Origin of the sequence: Paenibacillus silagei (assembly GCF_017874735.1) — a bacterium.
Taxonomy (GTDB): domain Bacteria; phylum Bacillota; class Bacilli; order Paenibacillales; family Paenibacillaceae; genus Paenibacillus_AQ; species Paenibacillus_AQ silagei.
This window is the reverse complement of sequence record NZ_JAGGLV010000008.1, coordinates 18,735-37,123: the sequence shown is the minus strand read 5'-3', so window position 1 is coordinate 37,123 and position 18,389 is coordinate 18,735. Positions and strand designations below refer to the sequence as shown.

Below are 18,389 nucleotides of genomic sequence, written 5' to 3'. Positions count from 1 at the left end.
AGCCTCTTTCGTCGAAAAGTGTGTAGAGCTCCAGAACATTTCGCTGCCATAATGAGAACGCAAAAAAGACGCATCCGTCAGGGACGAATGCGCCGTGTTACCACCCTGTTTCAACCCCAAGACTATCCAAGCCTGCGGTCCTCTAATCCGGATAACGGCCGGTTCCGGCAGACTTATGCCCATCTTCAGCATAAGCTGCAGCTTCCAAGGCAGGATTGGTGTCTTACGCACTCGGGGGATCTTTCAGCCGGTGAATCCCCTCTCTGCTTACGGCGTTTACGGATACCAGGTCCTTGGTCAACGCTGTTACGTTATAAATGTTGGTTCTTAATCTATACGATATTCGAGGCTGCGTCAAGCGGGCGATGAATAGATTGTGAACGCAATTAAATATTTTACATCAAATCCTTAAGATATGAAAAGAATGTGTCGATAAACCGAATATGAGTTGAGGTATTTAGAGAGAAACGGCTAGCTACCAGCCGATTTCCATGTACCAGAGGGGGAACCGTTCCAATGTTCAAGTCAGTCAACCGCTTCACCAGTAAGCTCAGATCACGATCACTGCAAAGACAAATGATGATGCTTTTCACCATTATGCTGGTGATCCCGATCCTCTTGGTCAGTTATTTCTCCTATTCCAGTGCGAAACGGGAATTGGAGCTTAAAATGCAGAAAGCCACGCATTCCAGTGTAGATCTGGTCGCCGGGACCATTCAAGAATATGTATCCGCTGCTATGCGGAATGTAGATTTGCTCAGCCGCCAGATTGAGTCTTCCGGGCTCGATGTGAAGGCTCCCGCAACACGCACACTCATCGATCAGTTCATGAAGGCACATCCTGAGCTTGAGATTCTTACGGCGGGCAACGAACAAGGTGCCTGGATGAAGGCTCCGGACCCCGGCAAACAGGATTATGATCCGCGTACACGGGACTGGTATAAGGCGTCCATGCAGAATGCCGGTACCACTACAATCATTGATCCTTTTGTCTCCGCAACAACCGGCAATTATACGCTGTTCATCTCCCATTCGCTGGAGGATGGCAAAGGAGCTGTGACCACCAGCCTCAATCTCAAGGCAATGAGTGAAAGAATCCATACTACCCATCCGGGTGAAACCGGCTACTTCTACATTGTGGACCGTAATAATAAATTCGTCTCTTATCCCGGCAAAGCAGCAGGTGAGGATGTAGCAGATTATATAGTGAAAATGCTAGCAAACGACAGCGGGGACCTGCACTATACCAATCCGGACACGGAGATGAACATGCAGGGTTATTATACAACCGATCCGAACACCGGCTTCAAAATTGTCGGCATTCTGCCTACCCAAGAATTCTCGGATGCCTCACAGCCCATTATCTATACCGGACTTATGGTTCTGGCCATTGCCCTGATTGTCGCCTTAACCCTAATGTACCTGATTGTCCGCTCTATTACGAAGCCGATCCGCAGCCTGAACCGTTCTGCACAGCGGGTAAGCGAAGGCTATCTGAATGAGCAGATCCAGATGAACCGGGTGGATGAGATCGGTCAGCTGTCACAGAATTACAACCTGATGGTAGGCTCTCTGCGCGGCATCGTATCGGATATTTCGGACACCTCGGGACAACTCGCAGCCTCCAGCCAGCAATTGAATGCAACCACCGAAGAGAACTCCAGAGCCACCGCTTACGTGGCTGAACTGGTGCAGGATTCTTCCGAGGGTGCGCAGACACAGACCTCGGCCATGGCAGAGACCTCGCGCGCGATGGAGGAAATGTCTTCCGGTATTCAAAGGATCGCCGAAGCCGCCGCCTCCATCGTCGATTCTTCCGCAAGCACTGAAGCAGATGTGCGCAGCGGCAGCCGGAAGATGGAACAGGTCAGCCAGCAAATGGATGCCATCCGGACCTCTACCCACCACTCTTCGCAGCTGATCGGGCAATTAAACGGTTTGAACGATGAGGTGTCCGCGATGAGCAGTGCAATTTCGGCGATCGCCGTACAGACGAATCTCCTGTCGCTGAACGCCGGCATTGAAGCGGCCCGGGCCGGAGAGCAGGGCCGGGGCTTCGCCGTCGTGGCTGCTGAGGTGCGGAAGCTGGCCGATCAATCGAAGAATACCGCCGGAGATATTCAAGATACCCTCCAGCAGATGACCCGGTTGATCGACCAGACCTATGAAGCGATCCGGCATACCGTTGCAGCTGATGTTGAGCTGGGTATTCAGGTTACCGCCGAAGCCAAGGAATCCTTCAACAGCATTGAACAGTCTACGGCCAAAATCAACAGCCAGCTGCATGACATCTCGGCTATTACCGAGCAGATGTCAGCGGGAGCGCAGGAGGTCGCCGCTTCCGTTCACGAGATCTCCGGCATCTCCCGTTCTACTTCTGACGCCTTCCAGAGTGTAACGGCAGCTACAGAGGAACAGCTCGCTTCCATGGAAGAGATCTCCGCCTCCTCTACGGAGCTGTCCAGGATGGCGGGCGATCTGCAGCTTAAGATTGAACGGTTCAAGCTGGAAGACTAGCCCCCGTAATCATGTGAGCGGTGAAGACCATTCAATAATATAGCAGCATAATAAAAGCATAATAAAAAGCCGTCTCTCAGCAATGCTGAAGGACGGCTTTTTGGTACATATAGGGTTAAGCAAGTACAGTCGAACCCATCAGGTATTTATCCACTTCACGCGCTGCTTCACGTCCCTCGTTGATAGCCCAGACGACCAGACTCTGTCCGCGGCGCATATCTCCGGCTGCGAATACTTTATCCACGTTCGTGTTGAATTTGCCATAACGGGCCTTCACATTGGTACGGCGGTCTGTATCCAGCTTAAGCTGCTCAATGATATCCTGCTCCGGTCCGTCGAAGCCAATCGCGATCAGCGCCAGCTGGGCCGGATAGACAGCCTCGGTGCCCGGAACCGGCTGGTAGATCTTCCGTCCTGTCTCGTCCACCATCCGGCGGATCTGCACCGTATGCAGCTCCTTGAGGTTGCCTTCTTCATCGCCGACGAACTTCGTCGTCATGATAGAGAATTCACGCGGGTCTTCACCGAAGACCGCTTTGGCTTCCTGCTGGGCATAATCAAGGGTGTAGACATTCGGGAACTGCGGCCAAGGGTTGGCAATCGGATCACGCGTAAGCGGCGCTTTGTCATGTGTGCCGAACTGGGTGATGCTATTACAGCCATGCCGCAAGGAAGTCGCTACACAGTCAGAGCCTGTGTCGCCTCCGCCCAGCACGATTACGTCCTTGCCTGCGGCGGATACATAGTTGCCATCCTCCAGATTGGAATTCAGATAGCTCTTGATCGTGCCGTTCAGGTAATCCATGGCATACATAACCCCTTTGAGGTCATGGCCCTCCACGTTGAAGCGTCTTGCCTTGGTAGCCCCGCCGCAGAGAACAACGGCATCATATTCATCCACCAGCTGCTGCGCCGGAATGTCTTTACCAATCTCCGTGTTAACCACGAACTCGATACCTTCTGCAGCCAGCAGATCGACACGGCGCTGTACGACACGTTTGTCCAGCTTCATCGTCGGGATGCCGTACATCAGAAGTCCGCCGATACGGTCACTGCGCTCAAAGACCGTTACCGTGTGACCCGCCTTGTTCAGCTGGGCTGCTGCGGCCAGTCCTGCCGGACCGGAGCCGACAATGGCGATCCGCTTGCCTGTACGCTTCTCCGGCGGACTCGGGACTACCCAGCCCTCTTCAAAGCCCTTGTCCACAATGGCCAGCTCAATCGTCTTAATCGTAACAGGCTGTCCAATCAGACCGACGGTACAGGAGCCCTCGCAGGGTGCAGGACAGATGCTGCCAGTGAATTCAGGGAAGTTATTGGTCTTGTGCAGGCGCTCCAGTGCTTCCTTCCACAAGCCACGGTAGACCAGGTTATTCCACTCCGGAATCAGGTTATGCACGGGACAGCCTGAAGTACCGCCGCTCATATCCATGCCGGTGTGGCAATACGGTGTGCCGCAATCCATACAACGGGCACCCTGGGTCCGAAGCTCGTCCTCGGTCAGATGCTCGTGGAATTCTTCCCAATCCTTCACGCGCTGCTCGGGATCGCGGTCCCCTGGGAGCTGGCGCTTATACTCCATAAATCCAGTAGGTGTAGACATATATACGTTTCCCCCATCCGTTCTCTTCGTGTTGATGTATAGTACACCATTTCTAATTTTAATTATATTAGCATTCAATACTTTCGCACTGTAATGGACTAATCTACTGATTATTTGTACTATTTCACATCTTGTGTCAGAGAAAACGCTTCATTGTCACTCCTTGCGGTCGTACACCATAAAACGATAATCATACGGATTCTGCTCATTCTTGAGTCCCGGTGTATTGGAAACTTCCTTCCACTGGCTCCAGTCTACCTCAGGGAATCTCGTATCGCCTTCAATCTCCGCCTCTATCCGTGTAACACGCAGCTTGTCGGCATACGGCAGCATCAGGGTATAGATCTCGGCTCCGCCGATCACCATCAGCTCATCCTCTTTGCGCCCCTCAGCCAGCGCCTCAGCCAGCGTGTGGATGACCTCAGCCCCTTCGGGTGCGAAGCTCTTATCGCGGGTCAGAATCAGGCTGGTACGGCCCTTCAGCGGCTTGCTGCCCAGCGACTCCCAGGTTTTTCGGCCCATCAGCATCCGTTTGCCGAGTGTCTCTGCTTTGAAATAAGCGAAATCCAGCGGCAAATGCCAGGGCATGTCATTATTTTTGCCAATTACGCCATTTGAGGCCATCGCCCATATCATGGTAATGCTCATATAGCAACCGGTGCCTTGATTCCCGGATGATAGACATAGTCGGTAAATTCAAAATCCTCAAAAGTATAATCAAAAATACTGTCCGGTACTCTGCGGATGTTAAGCTTCGGCAGCGCATAAGGCTCCCGTGCAAGCTGTGTGGCCACTTGTTCCATATGATTTGTATATATATGCACATCTCCGCCGGACCAGATGAATTCTCCGACCTCAAGCCCCGTCTGCTGCGCCACCATATGGGTAAGCAGCGCGTAGCTGGCAATGTTGAACGGAAGACCAAGGAACGTATCCACCGAACGCATCGTAAGCATGCAGGAGAGCTTGCCGCCCGCTACATAGAACTGAAACACGAAATGGCAGGGCGGAAGCTTCATCTGCTCAATCTCGCCTACATTCCACGCACTAACGATATGTCGCCGTGAATCGGGATTATGCTTAATTGACTCAATCACATTCGCAATCTGATCGATATGCTGCCCGTCCTTGCTCTCCCACGCCCGCCACTGCGAACCGTATACCGGTCCCAGCTCCCCGTTCTCATCGGCCCATTCATCCCAGATCGAGACGCCATTCTCCTTCAGATACGTTGTATTGGTATCCCCTTTGAGGAACCATAGAAGCTCATGTACCACCGATTTCAAATGAATGCGCTTGGTGGTCATCAGCGGGAAGCCCTTCGACAGATCGAAGCGGAGCTGACGCCCGAAGACGGACACTGTACCTGTACCTGTCCGGTCGCTCTTAGCTGTACCGTTGTCGAGAATATCCTGCAATAAATCCAAGTAATTACGCAAGCCGTATCACACCCCACTCTCTTTTTTCTTCTATTAGTTTACCATGAGCTGACGGTCGTTGTAACTTCCCTAACGATAAAAATACGCAAAAAAACATACATTTCTCTGCCCGAATTGGGCTGACTGCCAGCTATTTCCGAACGTTCAGGACAGTGACCTCACTCAAAAGAGGATGTTCCCTGACCATCTGCATGGCTTCGGGAACATCCTCTTGTGTTCTTACCGCATAAGCTTAAGCGGTTATTATTTCATTACGTGGATCGGGTGGCCTTCTACCAGCTCAGCCGCTTCCATAACGATCTCGCCAAGGGTTGGATGCGCATGGATGGTCAGTGCGATATCTTCAAGCGTTGCGCCCATTTCAATCGCCAGACCCAGCTCAGCGATCAGGTTGGAAGCTTCGATACCGACGATTTGTGCGCCGAGCACCTGATTGTTGTCGCTCTTCGCTACAATCTTGATGAAGCCTTCAGGAGCATTCAGGGACACGGCACGGCCGTTGCCTGCGAACGGGAACTTGCCGGCCTTAACCGCATAGCCCTTATCCTTAGCTTCCTTCTCGGTCAGACCTACGCTGGAGCATTCAGGATCTGTGAAGACTACAGCCGGCATTACCTTGTAATCTACAACCGATTTGTGTCCGGCAATGGCTTCCGCAGCAATCTTACCTTCGTAAGAAGCTTTGTGCGCCAGGGCAAGACCCGGAACGATATCGCCGATTGCGAAAATGTTAGGAATATTAGTCCGTCCCTGATGGTCTACCTTCACCAGACCGCGGTCATCCAGCTCAACGCCGATCAGATCCAGGCCCAGCTCGCCGTCAGTATTCGGACGGCGTCCTACGGTTACCAGCAGGTATTCAGCAGTCACTTCTTTGGACTCTCCGCCTACGGAGTACTTCACAGTAACTTCCTTGTCGTTCTGAACCGCAGATTCGGCTTTGGCGTTAGTTACAATTTCAATGCCAGTCTTAGCCATATTCTTGGCAACCAGACGGGTCATGTCTTTGTCGAAGCCAGGCAGAACGGTATCCAGACCTTCAATGATGGTAACCTTGGTGCCGAATTTGGAATACATCTGACCCAGCTCCGCACCAATGTAGCCGCCGCCGATAACGATCATGCTCTTAGGAATTTCAGGCAGATCCAGCGCTTCCGTGGAGGACAGGATGCGTCCGCCGAACGGGAATGGCTTCAGTTCAATCGGACGGGAGCCCGTTGCAATAATGCAGTTATTGAACTTGTAACGCGGGGATTCATGATCATTGAACAGACGGGCTTCGTTTGTGCTGATGAACATAGCTTCTCCGCTGAATACTTCGATCTTGTTGCCCTTCATCAGGCTGGTAACGCCGGAAGTCATTTTCTTGACTACGCCGTTCTTGAAGGCCTGAGTCTTGGACCAGTCCACCTTGACGTTCTCGGCAGTAACACCGAATACTTCACCGTGCTGGGCAGCCTCGAATTGATGAGCGGCCGAGATCAGGGCCTTGGAAGGAATACAGCCGCGGTTCAAGCACACGCCGCCGAGTTCCGATTTATCTACAATGATGACCTTTTGGCCGAGCTGGGCGGCACGAATTGCCGCCACATACCCGCCGGGACCTGCACCAATAACCAATGTGTCAATTTCGATTGAAGCGTCTCCGACTACCATTAATTACACCTCCATAACTAACATATCAGGATTTGCAAGCAGGGTCTTAATGTAATTCATGAAATTCTGTGCTGTTGCGCCGTCAATAATCCGGTGGTCAAAGCTCAGGGACAGAGCCATTACTGGTGCTGCTACGATTTCGCCATTCTTCACAACAGGCTTCTCAGTAATACGTCCGGTTCCGAGAATAGCAACTTCAGGGAAGTTGATGATCGGAGTGAAGAACATACCGCCGGCAGAGCCGATATTGCTGATCGAGATCGTGCTGCCCTTCATTTCATGCGGAGCCAGCTTGCCGTCGCGTCCGCGCACAGCCAGATCTGAAATCGCGCTTGCGATCATCCAGATGCTCTTGCGGTCAGCGTCCTTGATGACAGGAACGATCAGACCGTTGTCTGTATCTGTAGCAATACCGATGTTGTAGTATTTCTTGTAGACAATTTCGTTCGTAGCTTCGTCAATCATCGCGTTAAGCGCCGGGAACTGACGGGAAGCGGCCACGAGTGCCTTCACGATGAACGGGAGGTAAGTAACCTTCACGCCCTTCTTCTCGGCTACCGGCTTCATGCGGGCACGGAAGGCAACGAGCTCCGTAACATCCACTTCGTCCATGATCGTAACATGCGGTGCAGTGTAAGCCGATTTAACCATGGCATTGGCAATCGCTTTACGGATACCCTTGAATGGTACGCGTTCTTCTTCCAGACTTGCATTTCCAGAAGCGGAAGCTGCTGGTGCAGCTGCTGCCTTAGCTTTTGGCGCTTCTGCTGCTGCCGGTGCAGATGCTGCTGGAGCCGATGCCGCTGGGGCTGTTGAACCGCCCTTCAGGAAGGCTTCCACATCTTCCAGGGTGATCTTGCCGTTCTTGCCGGAGCCATTCACCTTGGAGATATCTACGCTCTTATCACGGGCATACTTGCGCACGCTTGGTGTTGCCAGCACTTCACGGTCAGGGGCTGGAGCTGCCGCCGCTGCCGGAGCAGTACTTTGGGAAGGAGCTGCTGCCTGGGCACCGGATGCTTCAGCATGGCCGCCCTCCTCGTGAGGAACATCACCTTCTGCAGCAATGATCGCCACAACTTCACCTACACGGCAGATCTGGCCGTCTTTGGTGAACACTTCGACTACAGTACCGTTGACTGGAGAAGGAACTTCCACCACTGCTTTATCATTCTGAACTTCCATAATGATATCGTCGTCAGTGATTTTGTCTCCAACCTTGATGTGCATCTTGATGATTTCCCCTTCATGCAGGCCTTCGCCCAGTTCAGGGAATTTGTATTCGAAGTTCGTTGCTCCGCCAGTAACCGGGCTGCTGGTTGCCGGAGAAGAAGCAGTATCCGCTCCGCCCTTGGCTGCATCAGCTTCCTGGGAAGCCTGCTCTGCCGGATGGCCGCCCTCTTGCTCAGGGATGTCGCCTTCTGCATCAATAATGGCTACAACTTCCCCTACACGGCATACTTGTCCGTCCTTGGTGAAGACTTCAAGCACTGTGCCGTTGACCGGACAAGGAACCTCTACTACCGCCTTGTCGTTCTGAACTTCCATTACGATATCGTCATCGGTTACTTTGTCGCCGGCTTTGATATGCATTTTGATAATTTCGCCTTCATGCAGACCTTCGCCCAGCTCAGGGAACCGGTACTCAAATTTTGCCACCTTGATAACCTCCTATAAATTATGTTGAGTTATTCCAACAGTCCTGTTTGATAAAAGACAGAAACGGCTGCCGCCCTTAAATACAAGGACGGCAAGGTCGTTACTTCCTAGAATTCCATGACTTTCTTAACTGCCGTGATGACACGTGCAGGGGTAGGAATCCAAGTATCTTCGATTTGAGCAAACGGGAAAATTGTATCTGGACCTGCTACACGAAGCACAGGGGCTTCCAGGTGCAGCAGAGCTTTTTCGTTAATCTGGGCAATAACCTCAGCGGCTACGCCGGAGCTCTTCTGAGCTTCTTGTACAACAATCGCGCGGTTAGTCTTCTTGATGGAAGCCACAATGGTGTCGATATCAATCGGGCTAACGGTACGAAGGTCGATAATTTCGACTTTGATGCCTTCTTTTTCGAGCTGGTCGGCCGCTTTGGTCGCTGTATGTACCATTAGGCCGTAGGTAATGATAGATACATCCGTACCTTCGCGTACTACATTCGCTTTGCCGAGTTCAACGGTATACTCACCTTCAGGCACTTCTGCCCGGAAAGCATGGTACAGGTTCAAGTGCTCCATGAAGAATACAGGGTCATTGTCGCGGATCGAAGCGATCAGCAGTCCCTTCGCATCATAAGGATTAGAAGGAATAACTACCTTGATCCCAGGACTCTGGGCGATAAGACCTTCCAGGGAATCGGTATGCAGCTCGGCTGCCTTAACGCCGCCGCCGAATGGAGTGCGGAAGACTACAGGAGCATTGTACTTGCCCCCGGAACGCCAGCGCAGGCGCGCTGCCTGAATAACGATCTGATCCAGAGCTTCAAAGATGAAGCCTACGAACTGGATCTCAGCGATCGGGCGGAAGCCCTGCACGCCAAGACCGAAAGCCAAACCGCCAATGGCAGACTCTGCCAGCGGTGTATCGAAGACGCGCTCCTCGCCAAATTCTTTCTGCAGCCCTTCCGTTACACGGAATACGCCGCCTACATTACCAACGTCTTCTCCGAAGATAAGAACATTGGGGTCACGAGTCAGTTCAACGCGCATTGCGTCACGAATTGCTTCTTTCATATTCATCTGTGCCATTGCCTGATATCCCCCTTATTCAAAATCGGCTTTTTGTTCTTCAAGATGTTTCGGAGTTACCTCGAACATGCTGTCGATCAAGCCGGGAATGGTCATTTTTTCGGTCTGTTCTGCTTTCTTAATCTGCTCGTTGACAGTAGCTTTCGCTTCTTCTCTTACGCGCAGAGTGTCCTCTTCAGTCCAGAGGCCTTTCTTCTCCAGGTACTTGGCAAGACGGGCAATCGGATCTTTCTCATTCCATTGGCCTTCTTCTTCCTTCGTACGGTACTTACTGGCATCATCGGACAGGGAATGCGGACGGAAACGGTAGGTTACCGCTTCGATCAGTGTGGCGCCTTCGCCTTTGCGGGCACGTTCAGCAGCCTGCTGTACAGCAGAGATTACTGCAAAGACGTCCATACCGTCGATCTTGATTCCGGGAATTCCTGCGGCAACTGCCTTGTGGGCGATGGATTTCGCTGCTGTCTGCTTCGAGAACGGAGTAGTGATGGCATAACCGTTGTTCTGAACGAAGAAGATCACCGGCAGCTTGTATACTCCTGCATAGTTAAGGCCTTCGTAGAAGTCGCCTTCAGACGAACCACCGTCACCGGTATATGTGATTGCAACGTTATGCTGTTTCTTCAATTTGAAGCCCATAGCAATACCGGTAGCATGAAGAATCTGTGCTCCGATAATGATCTGCGGCATAAGTACATTAACGCCATCAGGAATCTGTCCGCCATGCTGATGTCCGCGGGAATACAGGAACGCCTGATATAATGGAAGGCCATGCCATACGAGCTGTGGAATATCGCGGTAGCCCGGGCAGACGAAATCTTCCTTCTGCAAAGCGTACTCACTGCCGATCATTGTAGCTTCCTGACCGGATACCGGTGCATAGAAGCCGAGACGGCCTTGACGGCCCAGGTTGACAGCACGGTCATCCCAGGTACGGGTAAATACCATACGGTACATAATTTCTTTCAATTGATCATCGGTAAGGTTAGGCATCATTTCCTTGTTGATAATTTCTCCATCCGGGGAAAGAACCGTAAGGGCTTCAACGTCCTCTGTATACACTTCATAAGGAACTCTAGTCATTATCTTCACCTCAATAAAAAAATTTGAATATCAGTGGTCTCTGTTATAGAATTATTATACACCTGTTGTATCTGTTTCGTCAAAGAAATACGCATAAAATTTATGTTTCCATAAATTTTGTATGTATAACAGGCGTTTAAATATCCTATAACAGATTGAAGGATATTTATCAAGTAAATGATATATCCCACATTTGCCGCTTGGTTAATTTTAACGCAACACTAAGTCTTAAGCAAAATCCGACATGAAAGGTGACGATTTGACAATGAGCGAACCTGTTTTTCTGAAACGTACAATTGTAAAACAAACACTGTGGAGCGAACATCTGCAGGAAGAGCGCAAGCTGCGTATCTATCTTCCCCCCGGATATAATGAAGTACTCAGCTATCCCGTCGTCTACTGCCAGGACGGTGAAGAATTCTTCAACTTCGGCCGGATTGCCACCTTGGCTGGTCAGCTGATTCTGGAGCAGGATGTGGAACCCTTCATTATAGTGGGCGTCGAAGTGAACGTGGCAGTCCGCACCGCTGAATACGCTCCGTTCGGCAGCCGCTTCAAGCAGTACCTTGCATGCTTCGCCGAAGAGATTATTCCCTTCATTGAACATAATTATCCTGTCCGGCGCACACCGGAGGAGCGGATCGTAGCCGGTGATTCCCTGGGCGGCAGTGTCTCCCTCCACCTGGCGCTGGCGTATCCGGGATTATTCAGCCGTGTGCTCAGCCTCTCCGGCGCCTACTATCCCGAGACCCGCGAGCTGCTATCACAAGAGGAGGATCTCTCCTGGCTTCAGATCAACATGGTTGTAGGGCTTCAAGAGCGCGACTACAAGACCGATACCGGCGTCTATGATTTCGTGGAGATGAACCGGGAGACCCAGGCCATGCTTGAAGCCAAGGGAGCCACGGTGTCCTACCGCGAGAAGGACGGCCAGCATCTTTGGGGTTTTTGGCAAAAAGAGCTCCCGGAATCATTACTCTATTTCTTCAGCTCCTGAAACAGCAAATAGAACCCCAAAAGTGAACATCTTACGAACTTATGTATGCAGTACGATTGACTGCGCTTTCATCACGAATCGGACATACGGTGCCGTTCCTTAAATCATAAGGACGGCAACCGGTCCGGCTGTAGCACTATGCCTGCCAAGTGGAAGCGGCTTTGCCGTCCTTTTAAAGGGCGGTACCGTTTCAGCGAGAAATAGAAGGATAATTTATTTCTCTTGAATAATCCGTTCCAGCAGCACATCACAACCGGCGTTGATTAAATCATAGACCTGCTCGAAATTACCGGTGAAATACGGGTCAGGCACCTCACGCAGCTCCTCATCCGGCAACAGATCCATGAAGAACAACAGCTTGGACTGCTCACCGCCGGGAATTTTGCGCACATTCTCCCCGTTGGACTTGTCCATGCAGATGATATATTCGAATCTCTCGAAATCCTCACTGGCTACCAGCCTTGCTCTCATATGCTCATAGCTGATGCCATGCAGATCAAGGATACGCCTTGTCCCTTCATGCGGCGCTTTCCCGATATGCCAGTCTCCCGTTCCTGCAGAATCCACTGTAATCTGATCCGTAAGCTGACGCTGTTCAATCTTGCTGCGCAGCACAGCCTCCGCCATCGGCGAACGGCAAATATTCCCAAGACATACAAACAACACGTTAACGATCCCTCTCACCTCCTGCGCTCAAGCATTCCTTATCATCCGTAATAGATGGGTGCGGTCAGACGCACTAACCCTATTTTAGCGTCAGCGCGGCAATTGTACAACTTTTGAAACTGCTATATACTGTTCAGGATGATGAACTTAATTGAACAACAAGGAGGGGGAGCTATTGCCATCCGGGCGTATTGTAATTGTTGCAGGCGGTGAACTGACCGCGGAATGCCTGCGCTTATTAGATGAAGAGGATTATATTATCGGTGCTGACCGGGGAGCGCTGTTCCTGATTGATCATGGCTTCACCCCCCAGCTTGCCGTTGGTGATTTCGATTCTGTCTCTCCTGAGGCACTGGAGCGGATTCAGGCGGGAAGCAAGAAGACTATAAGCTGTGATCCGGTCAACAAAGACCTTACCGACAGTGAAATGGCCCTGGATCTTGCCCTGAACCTCCAGCCGCAGTCTATTCTGATGATCGGGGTAACGGGTACACGCATGGACCATACGCTGGCCAGCATTCAAATGATGACAAGAGCACTGCAACGGCAGGTAGCCTGCTCTATTATGGATGCGAACAACTACATTACGCTTACCGGCTCTCAGGCGGTTGTAGAGGAACGGGGGTATTCCTATGTCTCCTTGCTGCCTCTGACTCCCGAGGTAACAGGCATCACCCTTCAGGGCTTCCAATATCCTCTGGAGAACGCCACCCTCAAGTTAGGACAATCCCTGGCCGTGAGCAATGTGCTGCTGGAGCAGAGCGGAACCGTTCATATTGAGAGCGGACTTCTGCTAATTATTCAGAGCAAGGACTGAATACATAGATTTTTGGAGACATCGCTGTAACCTTTGTTTCAAAATCGTAAAGCCGGGAATCCCTTTGTGTATCAAGGGTTTCCCGGCTTTTTTCGGCGAACTCACTACGCAAATATTAATATTTTGTAACTTTTAATGTGATTTTAATAAAACGCTTACATTGCATATCCCGCCTGCATTTAGCCCATCTCTTCCATAATTTAGGCCTGTCATAACCTGCTATACTACGAATCAGACGAACGAAACTACTAGAATTCATTACAACCTTGGAGGTATACAACATGAATAAACAACACTGGTTCAAGCAAGCAATGACAATTGGTCTGTGCACAACAATCGGGTTCAGCGCCTTACTCGCAACCGGAGCAGGAACAGCCCCTGCTGCCGCTTCAGCTGTATCCGCTGATGCTGTATCTGCGGATTCTGTAAGTGCCGATTCTGTATCCGCATCTTCCACTGGCTCCAAAGTGGTCAGCTTCGGTAAAAAGTATCTGGGTACGCGTTACCAGTTCGGTGCCTCCACTTCAACTACACGTTATTTTGACTGCTCCTCCTTTACTCAATATATTTTCAAAAAATATGGTGTAGATCTGCCCCGTACGTCCGTTGCCCAATCTAAAGTGGGTAAATCGGTCAGCAAAGCCAATCTGCGTGTCGGCGATCTGGTGTTCTTCTCCAGCGGAAGCCGGGCCAACGGCAAGAACGTCACCCATGTGGCTGTATATGCCGGCAATGGCAAGATCCTTCACACTTACGGCTCACCCGGCGTGACCATTTCAGATCTGAATTCGGGTAACTGGAAAAAAACCTACCTGAAATCACGCCGCGTACTGTAACAGCCAGAAGATCTATTATAGCTTGTACCAAGAGAGTACATGTCTATTAGCCGGAGAGCTGCTTGCAGCGGCCGTCAGCTTGTGGCCCCGCTCTCCGGTGTCCGCAGTACATATCCGGTTCCACGCACCGTATGAATCAGTTTATTCCGGCGGCCTTTATCCACCTTCAGTCGCAGATGCCGGATGTACACATCCACCACATTGGTATCCGCTTGAAAATGATACCCCCATACCTGCTGCAATATTTCAGCACGGGGACAGACTTCACCCAGATTCTCTGCCAGATAATACAGCAGGTCGAATTCCTTGGGGGTCATCTTCAGCTCGGCTCCATCCCGGATGACCTGCCGGCGTCCGCGATCGAGGAGCAATCCGTCCACCTTAAGCAGCGAGGCCGCATCTCTACGGCGGCCTGTCAGCTTAAGCAGATTCAATATTCTGTGTTTGAACTCACCGGTATGTACAGGCTTCTCCATGTATTCGTTGCCTCCGGCATCGAATACGGAGACAGCCGCTTCCCCTTTCACTCCAGGCGCCCCTCCGGATATGACCATCACCGGCAGAACCATCCCCTCCTTCCGCGCCTCCGAGACAGCTTCCCAGCCCGCCCAGCCTCCGGGTTCCTCCAGCTCCGCGAGCAGAAGCACAGGCTCACCGCCTGAGAGCAATAAGCGAAGACTATCCAGGTCTTCGCTTATTGCTGTTCTTATACCAAGGCTATGAATGGCCTCCTCAAGCCCGATATGGCCGGCAGCCCTATCCTCTCTGTCTGCATCAGCTTCAAGGCTATCCGGGCGCGGACCGGGTATATACCATGCTATCTTTTCATTCACCGGGATAGTCCCCCTGTACCAGTCTTGCACCGGCTGTGCCGCCGCAGATGATACCTAGAATTCCCGCAAAACAAAGAGACCATTCGGGGGAATGGTCTCTTTGCGGCACTAATTATAGTACGAAATCGATCTCCTGGAATGCGGCCACCTGGGTGTCCCAGCGCTCTGCCACAAAAGCCTGATGCGCCGGATGATTATTGTAGGCATCATAAGCCGCCTGATCGGCGAACTCCATCGAGAAGCCGAACTGGTGCTCACACTTGGCGCTGACCTGACGCAGCACCTCGAAATTCTCCACCACCGGAATAGCGCTAAGAATCTCAGCACCATCCCGCAGGAAAGCTCTGGTCTCCTCCGAATCCGGGGCAGATTTCAGTGTAAATACAGCCATATGACGGATGGTTCCCTTGTTCATTACGTTTCTCCTCCATTATCCGAAATACCGGTGATAATAGCTGCGGGCGGCAGCGATATCACTGGTTCCATGTATTAAGGCTCTCCCGTCTGCGAACACAACCATCCGGTACGGCTCTTCTGTAAAAGAAACCAGATACGGATTGCTCTCCACCTTGCCGCTATTCAGCCTGGACAAGCGGGCAGCTGTCTCCTCCAGATCTAGACTTCTGCGGTGTGCCGGACGAATCTGCACGGTATCCCTGCCGCACAGCACATCGCTGCGCTCTGTGTTAGAAGCTAAAAGATACGGGTAGCTCCGTGATTCGCCGCATGAGGGACAGTCCAACTTCTTCGCCATCTGAACCCCAATCTCCTGCTGCTCATTACGCCAGATATCGAAGGTCAGCAGCTTGCCGCGCAACTTGTCCTTGAATCCGCCGAGCAGCTTCAGCGCCTCAGCCGTTCCATTCGTGGTAACCATCTGCACCGCTTGCGGAAGAATGCCCGCCGTGTCGCAGGTATCCCCGCCCAGGGGGATTGTGCCCAGCAGACAATTCAGACAAGGGGTTTCACCCGGCAGAATCGTATACGTAATGCCGTAACTTCCAACACAGGCTCCGTAGATCCAGGGGATGCCGTGCTTTTGCGCCAGGTCGTTAATGATCAGCCGGGTATCGAAGTTATCGGTCCCGTCCATAATCAGATCTACGCCGGGAAGCAGACTCTCCAGCTCCTCTGCACGCACATCGAGCACATGGGCATCAATCACAATCTCCGAATTGACCGCCATCAGCCGGGTACGGGCTGCAGCCGCCTTGGGCGTCCGCACACGGGCATCTTCTTCCGTATACAACTGCTGGCGTTGCAGGTTGCTCCATTCCACATAGTCACGGTCAACAAGGATAAGCCGCCCTACCCCGCAGCGGGCCAATGTCTCGGCGATGCCTGTCCCGAGCGCCCCCATGCCAACGACCAGCACACAGGAACGTGCCAGCCCCTGCTGTCCCGCTGCGCCGAACGGCGCGAAGCGGACCTGTCTTGAATATCTGCCATCCCTGCCGGCCGAAGAAGCCGGAACCGGCGTGTTTTGATCAGAACCCATCTCTGAACAGCCCCCTATGTAGGTAGGTTTTTGGTGAAAACCGGGAAAAGCGCAGACCTCCACTTTTCCCGGACTCCATTAGTGTACGGTCTGCGCGGACCACTGCTCCACGTTCCAGACCTTCGTCACCCAATCCTCGTAAAATTCCGGTTCATGAGACACCAGCAGAATCGTTCCCTTGTATTCCATAAGCGCCCGCTTAAGCTCAGCCTTGGCCACAATATCAAGGTGATTCGTGGGCTCATCGAACAGAATCCAGTTGCTCTCACGCATCATCAGCTTGCACAGGCGGACCTTAGCCTGCTCGCCGCCGCTCAGCATGTTCATCGGACGGGTGATATGCTCATTTTTGAGACCGCAGCGGGCCAGATGGCCACGCACTTCATTCTGGGTCAGACCGGAGAATTCATTCCATACGTCTTCAATCGGCGTGATATTCTCCGCCTTCAGCTCCTGCTGGAAATAGGCAGAACTCAGATAATCACCAAGGTAGGTTTTTCCGCTGTACGTAGGGATGACACCCAGGATCGTTTTGAGCAGCGTCGATTTGCCGACCCCGTTGTAGCCGACAATCGCAATCTTGTCACCGCGTTCAATCATCATATTCAGCTTACTTGGCAGCAGCGGACGGTCATACCCGATCTCAAAATCAACGCCCTCGAACACCGTCTTTCCGCTGGCCCGGCTCTCCTTGAACTGGAACGTAGGCTTCATCGCCTCTTCCGGCTTGTCAATCCGCTCCATCCGTCCAAGCTGCTTCTCGCGGCTCTTGGCCCGGCCTGAGGTGGAGGCACGCGCTTTGTTGCGCTGAATGAAGTCCTCCTGCTTTTTGATGAAATCCTGCTGCTTCTCGTACGCATCAATATGCTGGGCCTTGTTCATCCCCGCCATCTCCAGGAACTTCTCGTAATTGGCCGTATAGCGGGTCAGCTTCGAGAACTCCAGATGATAGATCACATCGACCACCTTATTCATGAATTCGGTATCATGGGAGATCAGCATGAACGCATACGGATATTGCTTCAGATAGTTCGTCAGCCAGTCAATATGCTCCACATCGAGATAGTTGGTAGGCTCATCGAGCAGCAGTACATTCGGTTTCTCCAGCAGCAGCTTCGCCAGCAGAACCTTGGTCCGCTGTCCCCCGCTCAGGGAAGTGACATCCCGGTCCAGACCGATCGCCGTCAGCCCCAGTCCGTTCGCCATCTCTTCAACCTTCACATCGATGAGGTAAAAATCGCCGATATCGAGCTGCTCCTGAATGTCGCCCATCTGCTCAAGCAGCAGGTCCAGCTCCTCGGGCGTCGCCTCCCCCATTTTATCGGTAATCGCCAGCATCTCATGCTCCAGCTCCAGCAGCGGCAGGAAGGCATCTTTAAGCACATCGCGCACGGTTTTACCGGCGGTAAGCAGGGTATGCTGATCCAGATATCCGTAACGGACCCGCGGCGTCCATTCCACCTTGCCGTTGTCCTTCAATAATTTGCCGGTCAAAATATTCATCAGCGTCGATTTGCCCACGCCGTTCGCACCCACGATTCCCACATGCTCTCCATCCAGCAGACGGAAGGACACATCCTTGAACAACACCCGGTCCCCGAAATTATGGGAAACGTCTTCTACACTAAGTAAACTCATAAATTCTCTGCAAGCTCCATTCTATATTGTAAATACCAAGAGGTTCAATAATTATAGATATC

16 protein-coding genes are annotated in these 18,389 nt (G+C 52.0%); 4 read left to right on the top strand and 12 right to left on the bottom strand.

Going from position 1 to position 18,389, the window contains the following annotated elements:
• Positions 1-516 precede the first annotated feature (516 nt).
• A complete protein-coding gene (locus tag J2Z70_RS13570) occupies positions 517-2,517 on the top strand; it encodes a methyl-accepting chemotaxis protein (protein WP_209873680.1) in 2,001 nt (666 codons plus the stop codon).
• A 115-nt stretch (positions 2,518-2,632) separates the two neighbouring features.
• Here J2Z70_RS13570 and J2Z70_RS13565 read toward each other — a convergent pair whose 3' ends face one another.
• From J2Z70_RS13565 to pdhA, 7 genes are all read right to left on the bottom strand, one after another.
• On the bottom strand, positions 2,633-4,120 hold the full coding sequence (locus J2Z70_RS13565; protein ID WP_036726458.1) for a glutamate synthase subunit beta: 1,488 nt from the start codon (positions 4,118-4,120) through the stop codon (positions 2,633-2,635).
• A 156-nt stretch (positions 4,121-4,276) separates the two neighbouring features.
• A complete protein-coding gene (locus tag J2Z70_RS13560; protein ID WP_209873677.1) occupies positions 4,277-4,768 on the bottom strand; it encodes a dihydrofolate reductase in 492 nt (163 codons plus the stop codon).
• A complete protein-coding gene (thyA, locus tag J2Z70_RS13555; RefSeq protein ID WP_209873674.1) occupies positions 4,765-5,559 on the bottom strand; it encodes a thymidylate synthase in 795 nt (264 codons plus the stop codon). Before thyA ends, J2Z70_RS13560 begins: the two co-directional genes overlap by 4 nt.
• Before the next feature lie 243 nt (positions 5,560-5,802).
• Positions 5,803-7,215, bottom strand: a complete 1,413-nt coding sequence (gene lpdA / locus J2Z70_RS13550; protein WP_076079331.1) for a dihydrolipoyl dehydrogenase — start codon at positions 7,213-7,215, stop codon at positions 5,803-5,805.
• Between the two features lie 3 nt (positions 7,216-7,218).
• A complete protein-coding gene (locus J2Z70_RS13545; protein ID WP_209873672.1) occupies positions 7,219-8,874 on the bottom strand; it encodes a 2-oxo acid dehydrogenase subunit E2 in 1,656 nt (551 codons plus the stop codon).
• A 107-nt stretch (positions 8,875-8,981) separates the two neighbouring features.
• Positions 8,982-9,959: an alpha-ketoacid dehydrogenase subunit beta gene (locus J2Z70_RS13540; protein WP_036726449.1), complete on the bottom strand. Its 978-nt coding sequence runs from the start codon at positions 9,957-9,959 to the stop codon at positions 8,982-8,984.
• 15 nt (positions 9,960-9,974) lie between these two features.
• Complete coding sequence (gene pdhA / locus J2Z70_RS13535; protein WP_209873667.1) at positions 9,975-11,042, bottom strand: pyruvate dehydrogenase (acetyl-transferring) E1 component subunit alpha; 1,068 nt, start codon at positions 11,040-11,042, stop codon at positions 9,975-9,977.
• 265 nt (positions 11,043-11,307) lie between these two features.
• On the opposite strand from pdhA, the gene J2Z70_RS13530 reads away from it, so the two are divergent.
• Positions 11,308-12,039, top strand: coding sequence for an alpha/beta hydrolase (locus tag J2Z70_RS13530; RefSeq protein WP_209873664.1), 732 nt, complete (start codon positions 11,308-11,310; stop codon positions 12,037-12,039).
• A 213-nt stretch (positions 12,040-12,252) separates the two neighbouring features.
• On the opposite strand, the gene J2Z70_RS13525 is transcribed toward J2Z70_RS13530, so the two are convergent.
• On the bottom strand, positions 12,253-12,714 hold the full coding sequence (locus J2Z70_RS13525) for a low molecular weight protein-tyrosine-phosphatase (RefSeq protein ID WP_036726628.1): 462 nt from the start codon (positions 12,712-12,714) through the stop codon (positions 12,253-12,255).
• Positions 12,715-12,880: 166 nt separating this feature from the next.
• Between J2Z70_RS13525 and J2Z70_RS13520 the strand changes: the two genes are divergently transcribed.
• Both J2Z70_RS13520 and J2Z70_RS13515 read left to right on the top strand, forming a co-directional pair.
• Entirely contained in the window at positions 12,881-13,522 is a 642-nt protein-coding gene (locus tag J2Z70_RS13520; RefSeq protein ID WP_036726443.1) for a thiamine diphosphokinase, read from the top strand.
• A 281-nt stretch (positions 13,523-13,803) separates the two neighbouring features.
• Positions 13,804-14,358, top strand: coding sequence for a C40 family peptidase (locus J2Z70_RS13515; RefSeq protein WP_209873661.1), 555 nt, complete (start codon positions 13,804-13,806; stop codon positions 14,356-14,358).
• Between the two features lie 74 nt (positions 14,359-14,432).
• Here J2Z70_RS13515 and J2Z70_RS33875 read toward each other — a convergent pair whose 3' ends face one another.
• The 4 genes from J2Z70_RS33875 to J2Z70_RS13495 all read right to left on the bottom strand — a co-directional run bounded on the left by J2Z70_RS33875 (position 14,433) and on the right by J2Z70_RS13495 (position 18,327).
• Positions 14,433-15,191 carry a winged helix-turn-helix domain-containing protein gene (locus tag J2Z70_RS33875; protein WP_209873657.1) on the bottom strand — a complete coding sequence of 253 codons (759 nt, stop codon included), beginning with the start codon at positions 15,189-15,191 and terminating at the stop codon, positions 14,433-14,435.
• A gap of 112 nt (positions 15,192-15,303) precedes the next feature.
• A complete protein-coding gene (locus tag J2Z70_RS13505; RefSeq protein WP_036726439.1) occupies positions 15,304-15,606 on the bottom strand; it encodes a Dabb family protein in 303 nt (100 codons plus the stop codon).
• A gap of 15 nt (positions 15,607-15,621) precedes the next feature.
• Positions 15,622-16,689, bottom strand: a complete 1,068-nt coding sequence (locus tag J2Z70_RS13500) for a ThiF family adenylyltransferase (RefSeq protein WP_209873655.1) — start codon at positions 16,687-16,689, stop codon at positions 15,622-15,624.
• A gap of 78 nt (positions 16,690-16,767) precedes the next feature.
• Entirely contained in the window at positions 16,768-18,327 is a 1,560-nt protein-coding gene (locus J2Z70_RS13495; RefSeq protein ID WP_209873652.1) for an ABC-F family ATP-binding cassette domain-containing protein, read from the bottom strand.
• Between the last annotated feature and the right edge of the window lie 62 nt (positions 18,328-18,389).

Bases quoted from the DNA above. Each gene is read 5' to 3' on its own strand.
- J2Z70_RS13540 (WP_036726449.1), bottom strand. From the start codon at position 9,959: ATGGCACAGATGAATATGAAAGAAGCAATTCGTGACGCAATGCGCGTT.
- J2Z70_RS13565 (WP_036726458.1), bottom strand. From the start codon at position 4,120: ATGTCTACACCTACTGGATTTATGGAGTATAAGCGCCAGCTCCCAGGG.
- lpdA (WP_076079331.1), bottom strand. From the start codon at position 7,215: ATGGTAGTCGGAGACGCTTCAATCGAAATTGACACATTGGTTATTGGT.
- J2Z70_RS13530 (WP_209873664.1), top strand. From the start codon at position 11,308: ATGAGCGAACCTGTTTTTCTGAAACGTACAATTGTAAAACAAACACTG.
- J2Z70_RS13495 (WP_209873652.1), bottom strand. From the start codon at position 18,327: ATGAGTTTACTTAGTGTAGAAGACGTTTCCCATAATTTCGGGGACCGG.
- pdhA (WP_209873667.1), bottom strand. From the start codon at position 11,042: ATGACTAGAGTTCCTTATGAAGTGTATACAGAGGACGTTGAAGCCCTT.
- J2Z70_RS13570 (WP_209873680.1), top strand. From the start codon at position 517: ATGTTCAAGTCAGTCAACCGCTTCACCAGTAAGCTCAGATCACGATCA.
- J2Z70_RS13515 (WP_209873661.1), top strand. From the start codon at position 13,804: ATGAATAAACAACACTGGTTCAAGCAAGCAATGACAATTGGTCTGTGC.
- J2Z70_RS13500 (WP_209873655.1), bottom strand. From the start codon at position 16,689: ATGGGTTCTGATCAAAACACGCCGGTTCCGGCTTCTTCGGCCGGCAGG.
- J2Z70_RS13505 (WP_036726439.1), bottom strand. From the start codon at position 15,606: ATGAACAAGGGAACCATCCGTCATATGGCTGTATTTACACTGAAATCT.
- J2Z70_RS13560 (WP_209873677.1), bottom strand. From the start codon at position 4,768: ATGAGCATTACCATGATATGGGCGATGGCCTCAAATGGCGTAATTGGC.